Source organism: Nocardia sp. 348MFTsu5.1, from assembly GCF_000383535.1.
GTDB lineage: Bacteria > Actinomycetota > Actinomycetes > Mycobacteriales > Mycobacteriaceae > Williamsia > Williamsia faeni.
Genome location: NZ_KB911513.1, coordinates 86,092 through 101,570 on the forward strand (window position 1 = coordinate 86,092; position 15,479 = coordinate 101,570).

Annotated in this window: 17 protein-coding genes; 5 read left to right on the plus strand and 12 right to left on the minus strand. The window is 65.0% G+C overall.

The features are described 5' to 3' along the window. The first annotated feature begins 144 nt into the window (after positions 1–144). From H290_RS28345 to H290_RS0111005, 3 genes are read left to right on the plus strand one after another with little or no spacing between them, the layout of a single operon-like run. The gene (locus H290_RS28345) at positions 145–930 is read left to right on the plus strand and encodes a hypothetical protein (protein WP_020106854.1); all 786 of its coding nucleotides are present in this window, start codon (positions 145–147) and stop codon (positions 928–930) included. Continuing rightward, complete coding sequence (locus H290_RS0111000; RefSeq protein WP_020106855.1) at positions 927–1,346, plus strand: phage holin family protein; 420 nt, start codon at positions 927–929, stop codon at positions 1,344–1,346. Before H290_RS28345 ends, H290_RS0111000 begins: the two co-directional genes overlap by 4 nt. Next, entirely contained in the window at positions 1,346–1,966 is a 621-nt protein-coding gene (locus H290_RS0111005) for a DUF3618 domain-containing protein (protein ID WP_028463049.1), read from the plus strand. The genes H290_RS0111000 and H290_RS0111005 overlap by 1 nt, the downstream gene beginning before the upstream one ends. A 60-nt stretch (positions 1,967–2,026) precedes the next feature. Here the strand turns inward: H290_RS0111005 and H290_RS0111010 are convergent, their stop codons facing one another. Further along, on the minus strand, positions 2,027–2,527 hold the full coding sequence (locus H290_RS0111010; RefSeq protein ID WP_028463050.1) for a hemerythrin domain-containing protein: 501 nt from the start codon (positions 2,525–2,527) through the stop codon (positions 2,027–2,029). Positions 2,528–2,702: 175 nt separating this feature from the next. Here H290_RS0111010 and H290_RS0111015 point away from each other — a divergent pair, with 175 nt between their 5' ends. Next, the gene (locus H290_RS0111015; RefSeq protein WP_020106858.1) at positions 2,703–3,755 is read left to right on the plus strand and encodes a YihY/virulence factor BrkB family protein; all 1,053 of its coding nucleotides are present in this window, start codon (positions 2,703–2,705) and stop codon (positions 3,753–3,755) included. 34 nt (positions 3,756–3,789) lie between these two features. Here H290_RS0111015 and H290_RS0111020 read toward each other — a convergent pair whose 3' ends face one another. Continuing rightward, a complete protein-coding gene (locus tag H290_RS0111020) occupies positions 3,790–4,725 on the minus strand; it encodes a bile acid:sodium symporter family protein (protein WP_051121969.1) in 936 nt (311 codons plus the stop codon). Positions 4,726–4,779: 54 nt separating this feature from the next. Then, entirely contained in the window at positions 4,780–5,226 is a 447-nt protein-coding gene (locus H290_RS0111025) for an SdpI family protein (protein WP_028463051.1), read from the minus strand. A gap of 84 nt (positions 5,227–5,310) precedes the next feature. Between H290_RS0111025 and leuS the strand changes: the two genes are divergently transcribed. Beyond that, a complete protein-coding gene (gene leuS, locus H290_RS0111030; RefSeq protein WP_020106861.1) occupies positions 5,311–8,196 on the plus strand; it encodes a leucine--tRNA ligase in 2,886 nt (961 codons plus the stop codon). A 47-nt stretch (positions 8,197–8,243) separates the two neighbouring features. Here the strand turns inward: leuS and H290_RS0111035 are convergent, their stop codons facing one another. Genes H290_RS0111035 through H290_RS0111075 form a run of 9 tightly spaced genes read right to left on the minus strand, consistent with a single transcriptional unit; the run spans position 8,244 to position 15,473 of the window. Beyond that, positions 8,244–9,089, minus strand: coding sequence for an aspartate dehydrogenase domain-containing protein (locus tag H290_RS0111035; RefSeq protein WP_196809533.1), 846 nt, complete (start codon positions 9,087–9,089; stop codon positions 8,244–8,246). 2 nt (positions 9,090–9,091) lie between these two features. Beyond that, the gene (locus H290_RS0111040) at positions 9,092–10,381 is read right to left on the minus strand and encodes an MFS transporter (RefSeq protein ID WP_036518664.1); all 1,290 of its coding nucleotides are present in this window, start codon (positions 10,379–10,381) and stop codon (positions 9,092–9,094) included. Between the two features lie 57 nt (positions 10,382–10,438). Beyond that, the gene (locus H290_RS0111045; protein WP_028463053.1) at positions 10,439–10,831 is read right to left on the minus strand and encodes a RidA family protein; all 393 of its coding nucleotides are present in this window, start codon (positions 10,829–10,831) and stop codon (positions 10,439–10,441) included. Continuing rightward, positions 10,828–11,169: a hypothetical protein gene (locus H290_RS0111050; protein WP_020106865.1), complete on the minus strand. Its 342-nt coding sequence runs from the start codon at positions 11,167–11,169 to the stop codon at positions 10,828–10,830. Before H290_RS0111050 ends, H290_RS0111045 begins: the two co-directional genes overlap by 4 nt. Next, a complete protein-coding gene (locus tag H290_RS0111055; protein ID WP_020106866.1) occupies positions 11,166–12,272 on the minus strand; it encodes a Rieske 2Fe-2S domain-containing protein in 1,107 nt (368 codons plus the stop codon). The genes H290_RS0111050 and H290_RS0111055 overlap by 4 nt, the downstream gene beginning before the upstream one ends. A 1-nt stretch (position 12,273) precedes the next feature. After that, a complete protein-coding gene (locus H290_RS0111060) occupies positions 12,274–12,507 on the minus strand; it encodes a recombinase-like helix-turn-helix domain-containing protein (protein ID WP_020106867.1) in 234 nt (77 codons plus the stop codon). Next, entirely contained in the window at positions 12,504–12,971 is a 468-nt protein-coding gene (locus H290_RS0111065) for an alpha/beta fold hydrolase (protein ID WP_020106868.1), read from the minus strand. Before H290_RS0111065 ends, H290_RS0111060 begins: the two co-directional genes overlap by 4 nt. Continuing rightward, the gene (locus H290_RS0111070) at positions 12,968–14,644 is read right to left on the minus strand and encodes a thiamine pyrophosphate-binding protein (RefSeq protein WP_020106869.1); all 1,677 of its coding nucleotides are present in this window, start codon (positions 14,642–14,644) and stop codon (positions 12,968–12,970) included. The genes H290_RS0111065 and H290_RS0111070 overlap by 4 nt, the downstream gene beginning before the upstream one ends. Before the next feature lie 46 nt (positions 14,645–14,690). Beyond that, positions 14,691–15,473 carry an SDR family oxidoreductase gene (locus tag H290_RS0111075; protein ID WP_020106870.1) on the minus strand — a complete coding sequence of 261 codons (783 nt, stop codon included), beginning with the start codon at positions 15,471–15,473 and terminating at the stop codon, positions 14,691–14,693. Positions 15,474–15,479: the final 6 nt, after the last annotated feature.

Here is a 15,479-nt window from a genome sequence, read left to right on the forward strand (position 1 = left end):
ATCAACCTGATTGGCATCCGCGGATCGGGGTACTACGACCTCAGGTCAAGGAGTGGCCCTTCTCCGTACCACTGTCTAGTACGAACGCGAGAGCGCATCATGACTTCTTCGAGTGGCATCTCCATCCCAAATCACCCAGATCAGATGACAACGACCGGTCGTCCGCCCACGTCCGGCAACGATTCGACCGCCGACGTCGCCAAGCAGCAAGCCGGCGAGGTCGCGGCCGGCGCCACCGACGCCGGGAAGCATGTGGCATCGGTGGCCGGCGATCAGGCGCAGCAGGTTGCCGGTGAGGCCAAGAATCAGGCGCAAGATCTGTTGCACCAGACCCGCGACGAGTTGACCACCCAGGCGGCCGAGCAGCAAAAGCGTGTCGCCGGCGGTCTGCGAGCACTGTCCGATGAATTCGGCTCGATGGCCAGGAACTCCGAGAACCCCGGCATGGCAACAGATCTCACCCGTCAGGCCGGACAGCATGCCCAAACGGTCGCATCCTGGCTCGAAGACCGCGAGCCGGGCCAGATCATCGACGAGGTCACCCGCTTCGCCCGTCGCAAACCAGGCACCTTCCTCGCGCTCGCCGCCGGAGCCGGGCTACTCGCGGGTCGTCTCGGACGTGGGCTGACCGCGGCCAACACCGCTGACGACTCTACGAACTCTGGTTCGTCGCCGCAGGTGACCCGGTTCGAAGACGCTCCCACCGGTCCTATTCCGCCGTTGGACGTCCCGGCCACCGGCTATGGCACACCACCTACGGGATACGCACCCGGTCAGCACGTTGCCGCGCCGCCACAAAGTGCCGGCATGCCCGAGTCGCCCTACGTTGTTCCGCCTGCGTCCGCCCCGCAGCCGGGTTACGCACAGCCGGGCAACCAGCAGCCGGGTTACCAGCAGCCGGGTTACCCGCAGCCGGGCGTGAACCCATGAGCGGCCCGTTGCACGCCAACCCCACCGAAGGCACCGATCCCCCGTCGATCGGCGATCTGCTGGCAAACGTCAGCGAAGACCTATCCGTGCTCGTTCGGCAAGAGTTGGCGTTGGCGAAAGCCGAAGCGACCCGGACTGCGAGCCGGGTGGGCAAGGGATCCGGAATGCTCGCCGGTGCCGCCGTGGCCGGCTACTTCGTGCTGCTGTTCGCTTCTATCGCCCTCTGGTGGAGCCTCGGCAACGCCATTGGCAGGGGCTGGTCCGCCCTCGTCGTACTGGTGATCTGGGCCGTTATCGGTGCAATCCTGGCCGTCCTCGGACGCTCGGAGTTGCGCAAGGCCAAAGGATTACCGCAGACCACCGCGACCGTCAAGAACATACCCGGCGCGTTGGCGCCCCACCCTCAGGAGAGATGATGACCACCAGTTCAGATCCCGACCAGATTCGCGCCGACATCGAACGAACTCGGGCCGCATTGAGTTCAAACGTGAACACCCTTGCCTACGAAGCCAATCCGGCGACGATGGCCAAGCGCAGGGTCGGCCGCGTCACCGGTTCGCTCGGCAGTGTCCGCGATCGGGTCATGGGCTCGGCCCAGGACAGCGCGCAGAGTGCCTCGGGCGCCAAGGATTCGGCGGTGTCGTCGGTGACCGGCGCGGCGCAGTCTGCTTCCGACGCCGTCCAATCCGCACCCGGTACGGTCAAGGCGCAGACCCAGGGCAATCCGTTGGCGGCCGGCCTGATCGCCTTCGGCGCAGGACTATTGGTGTCCTCACTCATCCCGGCGAGTGACCGCGAAGCCCAGGCGGCGGCGGCGCTGCAAGAGAAGGCACAGCCACTCACCGACGAGCTCACCAACGTGGCCAAACAAACTGCGGAGCATCTGCAGGGGCCGGCTCAGGAAGCAGTTGCGGCGGTGAAGGATACGGCCATCGATGCCGCCGGAACCATCAAGGACGAAGGCACCTCTGCGGCCCAGGACGTTCAGGGTCACGCGAAGGACGCAACCAACAGGGTTGCCGACCAGCAACGGTAAGGGCAACAGACGTCCACACCCCGCCCGCCTCGAGGCGAGCGGGGTGTAGGCGCCGAATCTCTACTTGATGATGGCGTCGATCGTCTTCTTCAGTGCCGAAGGCTGCGCCGGCGAGTGTGGGGCCTTCGCCCTCAACTCGAGCATGTCCTCGCCGATGCGCTGAAGTTCCTTACGTCCCAACGCCTTCCGCACCTCCGGAAACCACTCGGACTCTTCCTCTTCGATGTGATGCTCCACATTTTCGATGAGGACCGTGGTCTTCGCGTCGAATCGTTCGTCGGAAGGAGCCATCGCGACGAGTTCCATCACGAGCAGATCAGCCACGTGATGCTCCTCGTAGGACTCCAAGATGTCATCCTCGACGTCCGGGACAGCCTTGCGGACCGCCGGATACATGCCCTCGTTCTCGATGTAGGTGTGCACGGTCAGCGCTTCGACGATCTTGGCGACGATGTCTGCCTTCGTTTTCGTCGCGTCCGGACCGGCATCGCGGAAGGCGTTGAACAACTTCTTGATTTCCTTGTGGTCATTTTTCAGCATGACAATTGCATCTGTCGACATCAAAGCCTCCGCAGGTGGGGGGATGAACGGGTGAACGCAGTTGGATGACGCGACCATGACATGACCGTCTCGCACCGACCAGCAGGGTCGCGAACGCAGAATGCCCTGCTGAAGACCACTTCAAACCGCTCGCTGCCACGGTTTGACCCGGTGCGCTCGCGGGTAGTCCCACGTCATGGCCCGCACCAAGGATGAGCAGCTCACGACAGACAAACCGGACCCGGACGATCCACGTAAGCCGGAGTCGCCGACGGACCTGACCAAGCCGTCCTTTCTCTACGTCGGGCGCAAGGTGGCGCGGGAGTTCTCCCGCGACCAATGCACCGACCTCGCCGCTGCCCTCACGTATTACGCTGTCCTGTCACTGTTTCCGGCAATGCTGGTGCTGGTCTCCCTGCTCGGCATCTTCGGGCAGGGTCAGAAGACCGTGGATTCGGTATTGCAGATGGTCGATGACCTCGGCCCGGCCTCGGCGGTCGACACGCTACGGGGACCGGTGGAGCAATTGGTCAATTCTTCGTCTGCCGGCTTCGCTTTGGTCATCGGTCTCGTTGGTGCGGTGTGGTCGGCCTCCGGGTATGTGGGCGCATTCGGTCGGGCGATGAACCGGATGTACGAGGTCGAGGAAGGTCGGCCGATCTGGAAACTTCGGCCACTGATGCTGCTGGTGACGGTCATCGCTCTGCTGATGGCCGCCGCGGTGGCCCTGATGCTGGCGGTCAGTGGACCCATCGCGCGTTCCATCGGCGAGGCCATCGGTCTCGGTGATACCGCCCTCACCGTCTGGAACATCGCCCGCTGGCCACTGGTTCTGCTCTTCGTCGTGTTGACGGTGGCGATCCTGTACTACGCGACCCCGAACGTCCAGCAGCCGAAGTTCCGCTGGATCAGCATCGGCGCCACGGTGGCGATCGTCACCTGGATCATCGCTTCTGTCCTGTTCGCCCTGTATGTGGCCAACTTCAGCAGCTACAACAAAACCTACGGCGCCCTGGCCGGAGCGATCGTGTTCCTGCTCTGGCTGTGGATCACCAACCTCGCCCTGCTGTTCGGCGCCGAAGTGGACGCCGAACTCGAACGGGGCCGGCAGCTGCAGGCAGGTATTCCGGCGGAGAAGTCGTTGCAACTGCCGCCGCGCGACACGAAGGTGTCGGACAAGAATGCCGAAACGGATGCGAAGTATGTCGAGCGCGGCAAACGATTGCGAGAGACGCGCGGCAAGGACTGATCGAATTTTGGTCGCGGCCGGGGGCCGCGTGGGGCTAGATGAAGTCTTGGCGGCTGTAGCGGGAGGCCAGCCAGGTGCAGATCATCAGCTGGACCTGGTGGAAGATCATCAGGGGCAGCACGATCAGACCGACTTCGTGACTGTCGAAGAGGACTGCGGCCATCGGCAGGCCCGTGGTCAGTGACTTCTTGGTGCCGCAGAATTGGATGGCGATGGAGTCGGCCCGGTCGAATCCGAGGCGTTTGGATCCGGTACCGGTCAGCCAGAGCATGAACGCAACCATCGCCGTGGCCAGGACCACCAGGATCACCACCTGCCACCAGACGACCTGCCCCCAGATGCCCTGGCGGACGCCTTCGCTGAATGCGGCGTAGACAACCAGGACGATGATGGCGCGATCGTAGAACTTGGTGAGGGCCCGGTGCGCGGCGATCCGGCTGCCGATCAGCGGCTGCAGCAACTGTCCGGCGATGAACGGCACCAACAGCTGCAGGACGATCGTGAGCACGGATGACGCCGAGAACGTGACATCTCCGGAGGTGTTCATCAGGAGCACCACGAGCATCGGCGTCAGAAACACGCCGAGCAGGTTCGAGGCCGAGGCGCTGACGATGGCTCCGGCGACGTTTCCGTGCGCGATCGACGTGAAGTTGATCGACGACTGGACCGTGGACGGCACCAGGCACAGGAACAGGACACCGGCGGCCAGTTCGTCGCCGACCAGGTGCGGAAGGATCGGCCAGAGCGCCAGTCCGAGCAACGGGAACACCACGAAGGTGAACACCAGGATCGTCAGGTGAAGGCGCCAGTGGGTGAGGCCGGTGAGCGCATCATGCGGGTGCAGGCGGGTGCCGTAGAGGAAGAACAGCAGGCCGATCCCGATCTTGACGACCCAGTCGAGGACGTCGTCGGCCGAGCCGCGGGCCGGGAACACGGTGGCCACGACCACTGCGCCGATGATGGCCACCATGAAGCCATCGATATTGAAGCGCTGAAGGTAGGCCAGCGGCGAGCGCGCCACGCCTCAGTTGGCCGGAGCTGCGCCGCCGCCGGCGCTGTCGGTGGAGCACACGCTCTGCAGTGAACAGCTGGTGCAGCCACCGCTGACGCCGCAATCCGACGCGGGCTCGGGCATTGCCGCGGCGGCCCGGACACCGAGGGAACCGATGACACCGGCCAGACCGACGCCGACCGCGATCGCGGCGACGGCGATGATCAAACCGGCGAAGCCGCCGAGAAGGATCGCGAGCACGGCGCCCATCACCAGGACGACTGCTGCGCAGATCAGGCCGGGTCCGGCGACGCGGTTGGCCAGCTCGAACTTCTCGTCGCTGCGCATGGTCTCGGCGGAACGTACGCCGATCCAGCGATTGCGGGGGAGGCGCTTGAAGATGCCCAGGACCCCGGAAACTCCGAAGACCAGCGCCAGCGCCAGCGCGATGGCGGCGAGGATGATTGCTGCGACGGTCACCCCCATACAATACGAGGCCAGGGGAAATCAATGGTCACCCAGGCCTGCCTGCAGCTCGGATTGGGCAGGCTTTACGCTGGTCAGGTGACTGGCCCGACGAATTCAGCCCCCGACGAATCCCCGCAGCATCGCTACACGGCAGAGCTGGCCGGGCAGATCGAGGCGCGCTGGCAGCAGAATTGGACGCAGCGGCGCACCTTCGAGGCGCCCAACCCGGTGGGTGACCTGGCCGGCGATCTGTCGTCGTTCGACGGTCCCGACGCCAAGCTTTTCGTCCAGGACATGTTCCCGTACCCCTCGGGCGCCGGACTCCACGTCGGCCACCCGCTCGGATTCATCGCCACCGACGTCTACGCGCGATTCCACCGGATGAACGGTCGCAACGTCCTGCACACGATGGGCTTCGATTCCTTCGGTCTGCCGGCCGAGCAATACGCGGTGCAGACCGGAACCCATCCGCGGACGACCACCGAGGCCAACATCGAGCGGTACCTCGAACAGATCCGCCGCCTGGGTCTGGGTCACGACGAGCGTCGCCGGGTGGCGACCACCGACGTCGACTTTTACCACTGGACGCAGTGGATCTTCCTGCAGATCTACAACGCCTGGTTCGACGCGGACTCCGGGAAGGCCCGGCGGATCCCCGAGTTGATTGCCGAATTCGATTCCGGAGCACGGACTCTCGCCGACGGCCGGGACTGGTCGGACCTGGACGAGGCCGCGAAGGCTGGTGTGATCGACGAGTACCGGCTGGTCTATCAGAGCGATTCGCTGGTCAACTGGTGCCCCGGGCTGGGCACCGTGCTGGCCAACGAAGAGGTCACCGCCGACGGTCGTAGCGATCGCGGCAATTTCCCGGTGTTCCGGAAACACCTGCGCCAGTGGATGATGCGCATCACCGCGTACAGCGACCGCCTGCTCGACGATCTGGACCTGCTGGACTGGCCCGAAAAGGTCAAGACCATGCAGCGCAACTGGATCGGCCGCTCCCGCGGTGCCCAGGTGTCCTTCACGGTCCCATCTGGTCGAGCTCCGGCTTCGCCTTCGTCTCCTGCGCGGGACTGTAAAATTGAGGTCTTCACCACCCGCCCCGACACCCTGTTCGGTGCGACGTACATGGTGCTGGCCCCCGAACACGAGCTCGTTGACCAGCTGACCACCGCGGAGTGGCCCGCCGATGTCAACGGACTGTGGACCGGCGGTGCATCGACCCCGATCGAAGCTGTTGCGGCCTACCGCAAGACGATCGCGGCGAAGTCGGATCTCGAACGGCAGGAGAACAAGGAGAAGACGGGTGTCTTCACCGGCAGCTACGCCGTCAATCCGCTCAATGGCGCGCCGGTCCCGGTGTTCATCGCCGACTATGTGCTGATCGGCTACGGAACCGGCGCCATCATGGCGGTCCCGGCCCACGACGGCCGCGACTACGAGTTCGCCACTGCTTTCGAGTTGCCGATCATCGAGGTCATCGGCTCGGATCAGGGTGTGGCCGAAGAGGCTTTCACCGGCGACGGACCGCTGGTCAACTCCGGCTTCCTCGACGGAATGCGGGTCGACGAGGCCAAGTCGGCCACCATCGAGCGCCTCGAGGCCGATGGCACCGGAAGCGGCACCATCCAGTACAAGCTGCGTGACTGGCTCTTTGCGCGGCAGCGGTACTGGGGCGAGCCGTTCCCCATCGTCTACGACGCCTCGGGTGCGCCGCATCCGATTCCGGATTCGATGCTGCCCGTGGAACTCCCGGACGTCATCGACTACGCGCCGGTGTCGTTCGACCCGGACGATCCGAACAGCGAACCGTCCCCGCCGCTGGCGAAGGCTACCGACTGGGTGAGTGTCGAACTCGACCTCGGCGATGGCCTGAAGGACTACACCCGCGACACCAATGTGATGCCGCAGTGGGCGGGTAGCTCCTGGTACCAGCTGCGCTACATCGACCCGACCAACTCGGATGAGTTGTGCGCCAAGGAGAACGAGGCGTACTGGATGGGTCCGCGGACCGATCTGCACGGTGAGAACGATCCCGGCGGGCTCGATCTCTACGTCGGCGGTGTCGAGCATGCGGTGCTGCACCTGCTGTACTCGCGCTTCTGGCACAAGGTGCTGTTCGACCTCGGACACGTGAGCTCGGCCGAACCGTACCGCCGTCTATACAACCAGGGCATGATCCAGGCGTACGCGTACACCGATGCGCGCGGCGTCTACGTGCCGGCCGAAGAGGTCACCGAAGAAGGCGGCAAGTTCTTCTACGACGGCCAAGAGGTCAACCGCGAATACGGAAAGATGGGCAAGTCCCTCAAGAACTCCGTTGCGCCGGATGACATCTGCCGCGACTACGGTGCGGATACCCTGCGTGTCTACGAGATGTCGATGGGACCGCTGGACACCTCACGCGCCTGGGCGACCAAGGACGTCGTCGGCGCACAGCGATTCCTGCAGCGCGCCTGGCGTCTGGTCGTCGACGAGATGACCGGGACGACCCGCGTGGTCGACGTCGACCTGACCGATGACACCAATCGCCTGTTGCACAAGACGATTGACGGTGTGCGCGAAGACTATTCGAACCTGCGCGACAACACCGCCGTGGCCAAGCTCATCGAGCTGACCAACCACCTGACCAAGCAGTATCCCGAGGGTGCGCCGCGCGACGCGGTCACGCCGCTGGTTCTCATGCTGGCTCCGGTGGCGCCGCACGCGGCCGAGGAACTGTGGGAACGGTTGGGCAACACCGCATCTCTGGCGCACGGGCCGTTCCCCGTGGCGCAGGAGCAGTGGCTGGTCCACGACACCATCGAGATCCCGATCCAGGTGAAGGGCAAGGTCCGGAGCCGGATGACGGTGGCGGCCGACGCCGATGAGGCGACCCTGCGCGCGACCGCACTGGCGGACGAGAAGATCATCCCGCTGCTCGACGGTGAACCTCGCAAGGTCATCGTGGTCCCGGGCCGAATGGTGAACATCATCCCTTGACCCAGCGCCCCCGGGACTTCCCGGGGGGGCTCGGGTTGGGCGTCGGCTCAGAGAAGTGCGCGTTGACGTTGCGCGAGTTGTTCGAGCGAATGCAGTACTGACGCGGCCACGATGCCGCTGGTACGCGGATTCTCGGGGGTGGGCCGGTTTTCGAAGGTGAACCGGTACTGCCCGAACGATGCGCCGGCGTCGATACTGTGCCTGTTGAAGGACGCATCCGGGTCGCTGCGGATCACGACCTCGACGGCGTCGAAGTCGTTGATGGCCATCGCGATTGCGGCGGCCACATTGATCGAGCTGGGGTAGAGCTCGCAGGCTTTGCGGACTGATCCGCGGAACACCTCCCGCGGTGCCGTGGACGCGAGCAACTCCTGTTGTTCGTCGTTGCTCATCCAGTCCCGCAGCAGCGCGCGGGGTGGTTTGGTGGTGGTGAGCGTGACCTGGTCGAACCGCTCGAATCGTGCTGCGGCTTCGAGGAAGTCCAAGGCGCCGATCGCGCCGGTCGGGCGGACGATTCGTCCTGGGCCGGCTGCATTCAATTGCGCCCGCAGCTCTGGATCGGCGTACGCGCCGATTGAGCAGAGGACAAGGTCGACGCCGCTTTCTACGATGGTGCGTGCACACTGACGCACGAATCCGGCTCCGGCGCATTCGACCATGATCTGCGATGCGCTCAAGGCTTCCTCGAAGCCAAGGCGTTGCAGCCCGGCGGGTGCTGATGTCAGTGGCTTCTGATCGACGACGCCGATCAGGTCGACGCTCTGAACGGCTCCGGCGAGCAATCGGTCGGCGAGCACCCTGCCTATCGCACCGTAACCGACTATGGATACTGCTATGGGCGGGGCTGTGGTTGTCGAGTTCGACGAATTGTGTTGCACAAGATCCTCGTTCATGTTCATGACCTCAACGCGTGGTCCCTTGGCGCGGACGTTGTGGTGGCCACATCGCCGGAATCATCTGCCGCAGTGCGCATCCTGCCGAGGACGACCATCAACACCAGGGCCGCGGACACCGGTACGCAGGAGAGCAGCACGATGGTGCTGGTAGAGGTTCCGAGTCCGATGAGCGCTCCGCCGACGATCGGGCCGATGACCGAGCCCAATCGGCCCATCGACGATGCCCAGCCGACACCGGTTGCGACGGTGCGATGAGGGTAGATCGATACAGCGACCGCGGCTTGTCCGATCATGCCCGCTTGCAGGCCGAGGCCGACACCGCCGAACACGATCAGCAGCAATGCTTTGTCCGGTCCGAGAAACGCGGAGATCACCAGGAACACGATCGCGGCCGTTGTGGTGCAGGCGAGAACGGAGGTCAGTCGAAACTTGAGAACCCCGACGATGAGGATGCCGGCGCCGATGATGCTGCCGACACCCAATGCAGCGGAGCCGAGCGGTGCAAGTCCGGTGCTGAATCCGTAACTGGTGAGCAGCGTCGGGAGCCACGAGGAGAAGATGTAGAACACCGAGAACACCAGGAAGGCGAATCCCCACAGAACGAGCGTGCGGGCCCGGACCTCGGGATCGAACAACCGCGCGACCGAGGCACTGTGCTTCGCATCGGCGGGCGTGACCTGACCGATTGCGCCGCGCTCGTCGGGCAGCCCGAACCACAGGAACGGGAACAGCGAGGCAGAGGCTATTGCGCCGGCGATGAACACGGACGGCCACCCGAAGTGGGACACGAGTTGGCTGCCCGCCAGTCCGGCGATGAGGGCGCCGAGCGAGATTCCCATGGTCACGAACACGGCAATGGACTGACGCAGTCGAGCCGGATTGAGGGCGGTTGCCTGCGCAACGGCTGCGGGCATGACCGCACCCAGCCCGAGGCCGGTCATGAACCGCAGGGCAGAGAGTTCGATGATCGATCCGGACCAGGCTGTCAGTAGCGAACCGACCGTGAACACGCCGACCGCGACCAGAATGACGTGGCGGCACCCGTGGCGTGCGGTGAGGCGTCCGACGGCGATGTAGCCGAGGGCGACACCGAGACTGGTGAGTGCGAGGGCGGGTGTGAAGTGCGACGGAGCCTCTCCCCAGTCGCGGGACATCGCGGGCACCGACAGCCCGAGCGCGATGGTGTCGTAGCCGTCGAGCACGACAGCGATGAAGGCCAGCGTCAGCACAGTCCAGTTCGGGCGGGTGATCGCTGCAGTTGTTTTTCCTGGTGAAGTTGGTCCGCTCATGATGGCGTCCTAAGGGTCGGTCGGCGACGAGCGCCGGGTGCTGTTGTCAATTGTCCGCTAGCGGACGGTGGGGATGAAACCTTGAGCTTCGATCTCGACGGTGAGACCGGGTTCGACAAGTGCGCAGACCTCCAGCAATGTCGAGCAGGGGAGGTTGCCGGTGAAGACTTCGCCCCGGGCACGCCCGACGGCAGCTTTGTCGGCGACGTCGGTGACGTAGATCCGTAGGGTGACGATGTCGTCGACGCCGGCGCCGCAGGCCTCGCAGAGAGCTGCGACGCGGCGAAACGCCTCCTTGGCCTGCTCATACGTGTCGGATCCACCGATCGGTCCCGACGGTGTGCCCGCGTGCATGCCGGAGAGAAAGAACTGGTTCCCGATGACTCGGGCGTTGCTGAACATTCCGGCCCGAGGCGGCTCGGGCACGTCAGAGTGCGTCACGCGGGTCATGAGCTGGACACTGTCCGCCGGGCGTCGGATTCGCGGGCGAGACGTTCGCGTACCTCGGTGAAGTCGTAGGTCGGGTAGAAGTCGGTGCGAAACGTTCCCCACGCCCGTCGTTCGAGTTCGACGTTGACCGCCGGTAGCCGATGGGCGGGTAGGCGCAGGGTGACGATCTGCCCGATTCCCATGGCGACGACCCAGGACACGACCTCGCAACCTTCCGGGGGAAACCCGTGCCACCAGTCGTTGTCGTCGAGCCGGGTCTGCAGCTGTTCGAGATTTTGGCTCTGGTCGTGCCGCAGGAAGATGGTCAGCATCATCGTCTCGGTGGTGGGCGCGGTCATCGGCCGGCTTCCGCCAGCGTCTGAGCCTGGGCTTTCGCATCGGCCCGGTACAGCCGGCGGATCCGCGAGACACCGAGATCGTGTTGGTACAGGTGTTCCTCGTGATCGGCGTCCGCCGCGAGTACCTCGAGGACGGCACGGTCCTGTTCGAGTACTTCCCAGTGTTTTGCCTCGAGCATGGTTCGGTACAGGAACCGCCACGATTCACGCTGCCATCCGGCGACCCGTCGGGTACGCCAGTGGAAGATCGCGGAGTTCTGCCGATCGATCGGGGTGCTCATACCGACGATGCCGAACACTCCGCCCGGACCTGCACCGGGGCCGTACGGGATTTCCAGGTCGACGTAGTCCATCGACCCGCGGACGAACTCGACCCAGTCGAAATTGACGCCGCGCTGGTCGGTCTTCTCGAAGAAGAAGCCGCGATCGGTCTCCCGGATACGGAAACGCGCGGTGACGTCGCCGCCGAACATCGAGTGGGAGTTGCGGTGCAGGAAGGCTCCGTGCATCGGGTCGAGGACGTTGTCCATGTAGAAGCGCCAGGGCCCGGCCCACTCGGCGTAATTCGGGAACGAGGACACCTCTGGATCGGCCAGTCGATCAGGCAGTGCAAACGGGGTGGTGACGGAGTCCGCGGTCAGTGGGACGAACGCGAAGATGGTGTCGGCGGCTTCGACCACGTCCAGCGATACAGTCGCTCGCCGTCCCTCCAGCGCGCACCCCGGCATGCCCGGGACGGAGACCACAGTTCCGGTTCCGTCGACCTGGACCCCGTGATACATGCACGCGATGCGGTCGCCGAGGTGCTGTCCGACCGACAGCGGTGCGCTGCGGTGCGGGCAACGGTCCTCGAGCATGCGCACGTTGCCTTCGGCGTCGCGGAACAGAACCCAGTCCACGTCAAGGCGGCGCACGGGGACCATGTCACCTGCCTGAACCATGTGGGAGGGCAGGATCGGGTACCAGCGATCTCGGATGCCGGTGGCAGCGATGTCGTCGGCGTCGAGGTGACGCCGGGTGCCGACGGCATAGGTCGGGCCGGACCGGCGGGCGGTCGGTCGTGCCGGCGTGCCGCTGGTGACGGTGGTGGTTTCGGTGGTCATGTCACTTCCCCAATCTGCGCATCTCGGCGCGAAAACTCTCGGCGGTCCAGGGCCCGCCATCTGGTCCGTGTAGGCCCAGGTTGTTCAGGCCTTCGACCACGCCGTCCAAGGTGTCGACCCCGCCGGCGTAGACCTCGCTGAGTGAGCCGGCGAGTTTGCGCTCGTACGGTGTGATCGGTTCCGGGTGGGATTGGTGTGTTTCGAGATAGGGCTCGCGGGCTGTGCGAGTGGTCATCGGACTTCTCCTTCGACGAGGGGGGTGGGTGGGGTGAGAACGGTCCCCGAGCGGAGGGCCAACCCTTCGGCGATGGTGACGAAGGAGGACGTCCACTCGTGGAATGACTCGCGGCTGCCGGTGTGCACCGGGTTGGTCGAACCGTCGACGACGACGAAAACCGCGTTGTCGATGTCTCCGGCGAGGCGTTGCGCAACGCCCAGATCGGTATCGGATTCCGGGGCGGATGCGATGACGAGTGTCGGTACCGTCACCGAGTTCAGTAGCCGCTCGCCGGTGTCGCTGTCGACATCGAAGACCGGGTCGGCGAGCACGAGGCTCACGACGGTGGCCGGATGATCGACGGCGAGTTCGATGGCGGCGCGGGCATCGGCGCCTGATGCGAATACGTGCGTCGGGTTGGCGGCTTCGACGGCCATGCGGGCGTCGTCGTCCCACCAGCGCTTCGGTGCGAGTGCGTTCATCGGCCGGCGTCCGTCGGCACGTGGACGGGCGGAACGAATGCCCCCGGTGTGGGCGTAATGGCGGAGACGTCGACTTCGATCATGGACGGTCCCTGCCGCTCGACCGCCTCGGTCAGCGCTGCGCCGAACAGATCAGCGCTCTGAATCAGGCGGTGGGGAATCCCCATCGACTCCGCGAGTAGATCGAACCGCGGGGTGTGCAGGTCGACCCCGGATCGCCGGAACCCGTTCTTCTCCTGCATGTTCCGAAGGACCCCGTACCCACCGTCGTTGAACACGACCACGATGCAGTGCGCATTCGAGCCTGCCAGTGAGGCCAGCTCGCCGAGGTGGACAGCCAAACCGCCGTCACCGACCATGACCAGCGTGGGCACATCCGAGCGGCCATGTGCCGCACCGATCCCCATCGCGAGACCCTGACCGATTCCGCCGCCAAGCGGAAAGATGTTGGTGGCGCGGTCGAGGATCGGCAGAAGTCGGTTACCCCATTGACTGGACGGGATGGTGACGTCCCGGGCGATCGGTGAGCGCTCCGGCAGGATCGCGCGCATCGCGGTGCAGATGTCTGCGTAACCGCCGATGTACTCGGTCAGATCTGCGCGCACGCTCTCGCGCATCTCGGTCACCCGCGCCGCCCAGTCGGCGGCGACGTCGACGACACCGACCTGCTCTGCCAAAGCGGCCACCGTTGCCCTGGCGTCCCCGACGATCCCGACCACGGCGGGGTAGACCCGGCCGATCGTCGAAGGTTCGATGTCGATCTGAATCATCTTGTCCGGCAACGACAGGCTGTACGTCGCAGTCTCGTTGGAGCGAAAGTGGGTGCCGATCGCGATGAGGAGGTCGGCATCGGCGATGAGGGCGCGCGCCGGTGGTGTCGTGGCGAAGTTGCCGACGACCAGTGGGTCGCTCTCGGGCACGATGCCACGTCCGGAATTGCTGGTGAGGATCCCGGCTCCGAGCCGATGTGCGAGCTCGGTCAACTCTTCGCCCGCAACTGCGGCGCCGCCGCCCAGCCAGATCAACGGGGTCTTCGCCTGTCGGACCAACTCGGCCGCCCGTGCTATCGCGTCGGTGTCGAGTTCGGGCAGCGATCCATCGCTGGTCTCGAACGGGCGCTGGTTCTCCGGTGACGCGAGATATTGCAGGTCGGTGGGCCATTCGATGCTCGCCGGACCGTTCGGTGCCGACCGGATCCGTGCAATTGCGTTCTCGAGTTCGAACTGAACGCTTTTCACGTCGGTGATCGAGGCGCTGTATGCCGACACCGCATCGAGCAGTTGGGGCTGTTTCGGGAATTCGTGGATGACACCGCGACTGGGCGCCGGGCGGCCGGGTGAGAGGTGCTCGCTCTCGATCTGACCGGTGATGTGCAAGACGCGACTGCCCGCGGTCAGTGCTTCGACCATCGAACCGGCTGCGTTGCCGGCTCCGGTCCCGGTGCTCGTCAGTGCGATCCCGATACCCCCGGTGGTGCGGGCGTAGGCGTCCGCGGCGTTGACGGCGGCAGCTTCGTGGCGCATTTCGACGAAATCGAGGTCACGGTCGACGGCCTCGACGAGCGGCAGGTTGTGGATACTGATGACGCCGAACGCGGTTGTCACACCGTGTCGTTTCATGACGTCGACCAGCACGTCACCACCGGTGCGGCGGGTGCCTGCTTCTGGTTGCATGTCTTCTCCTGAGTTGGTGGCGTGGAAGTCTGTTTGGGTTCGGCGGTCAGATGTAGCGGTGGACACCGCCGCCGACGTCGAGCGCGGCACCGGTGATGTAGCTGCTGCGTGGGGACAGGAGCGTGGTGATCGGAAAGGCCAGTTCTTCGGCTGTGCCGAAGCGGCCCAATGCAATACCGCGGTCAGCGGCGATCTCGGCGCTCCACTGGGCGAAGTCGAGGGCGGAGTTGCTGTCTGCATAACGGCGCTGCCACTGTCCGGTGTCGACCAGACCGAGCAGGACCGAGTTGACCCGAATGTTGTCCACTGCCAGATCATTTGCGAGCGAACGGGACAGGTTCAGCAAGCCGGCCCTCGCTGCGGCCGTGACGGCCAGCCGTGATTCGGGCTGACGCGACAGGATTGCGTTCACGACGACGATCGATCCGGCATCCGAGGATGCCAGGACTTTGCGGGCCGAACGGACGACGTTGAGTGCGCCGAAGATCTTGAGGTCGAACTCCTCCCGGATCTCATCGTCGGTCGTCTCCTCGACGGTGCTCATCAGTGAGCGGCCGGCATTGCAGACCACACCGTCGAGCCCGCCGAGGCGGTCGACGGCCCGGCCGACGAAGTCTTCGACCGACTGCTTCGAAGTGACGTCGCACGATGCGGTCACCACGTCGGTCTGCTCGGCGAGAGGTGCTGTCACCGCACGCAACCGGTCCTGATCCCGGGCGCACAGGGCCAGTCGTGCACCCTCGGCGGCGAGCATCGTCGCCGTCGCGAGTCCGATACCCGAGCTGGCACCCGTGATCAGTATTCGTCGGTCTTTGAGATGCAGATCCATGAACTA

Excerpts from the sequence above, each read along its gene's own strand:
- H290_RS0111060 (WP_020106867.1), bottom strand. The coding sequence starts at position 12,507 with ATGACCACTCGCACAGCCCGCGAGCCCTATCTCGAAACACACCAATCC.
- H290_RS0111065 (WP_020106868.1), bottom strand. The coding sequence starts at position 12,971 with ATGAACGCACTCGCACCGAAGCGCTGGTGGGACGACGACGCCCGCATG.
- H290_RS0111040 (WP_036518664.1), bottom strand. The coding sequence starts at position 10,381 with ATGAGCGGACCAACTTCACCAGGAAAAACAACTGCAGCGATCACCCGC.
- H290_RS0111020 (WP_051121969.1), bottom strand. The coding sequence starts at position 4,725 with ATGGTGGCCATCATCGGCGCAGTGGTCGTGGCCACCGTGTTCCCGGCC.
- H290_RS0111015 (WP_020106858.1), top strand. The coding sequence starts at position 2,703 with ATGGCCCGCACCAAGGATGAGCAGCTCACGACAGACAAACCGGACCCG.
- H290_RS0111070 (WP_020106869.1), bottom strand. The coding sequence starts at position 14,644 with ATGCAACCAGAAGCAGGCACCCGCCGCACCGGTGGTGACGTGCTGGTC.
- H290_RS0111035 (WP_196809533.1), bottom strand. The coding sequence starts at position 9,089 with ATGAACGAGGATCTTGTGCAACACAATTCGTCGAACTCGACAACCACA.
- H290_RS0111005 (WP_028463049.1), top strand. The coding sequence starts at position 1,346 with ATGACCACCAGTTCAGATCCCGACCAGATTCGCGCCGACATCGAACGA.
- H290_RS0111010 (WP_028463050.1), bottom strand. The coding sequence starts at position 2,527 with ATGTCGACAGATGCAATTGTCATGCTGAAAAATGACCACAAGGAAATC.
- H290_RS0111045 (WP_028463053.1), bottom strand. The coding sequence starts at position 10,831 with ATGACCCGCGTGACGCACTCTGACGTGCCCGAGCCGCCTCGGGCCGGA.
- H290_RS0111075 (WP_020106870.1), bottom strand. The coding sequence starts at position 15,473 with ATGGATCTGCATCTCAAAGACCGACGAATACTGATCACGGGTGCCAGC.
- H290_RS0111050 (WP_020106865.1), bottom strand. The coding sequence starts at position 11,169 with ATGACCGCGCCCACCACCGAGACGATGATGCTGACCATCTTCCTGCGG.
- H290_RS0111000 (WP_020106855.1), top strand. The coding sequence starts at position 927 with ATGAGCGGCCCGTTGCACGCCAACCCCACCGAAGGCACCGATCCCCCG.
- H290_RS0111055 (WP_020106866.1), bottom strand. The coding sequence starts at position 12,272 with ATGACCACCGAAACCACCACCGTCACCAGCGGCACGCCGGCACGACCG.
- H290_RS28345 (WP_020106854.1), top strand. The coding sequence starts at position 145 with ATGACAACGACCGGTCGTCCGCCCACGTCCGGCAACGATTCGACCGCC.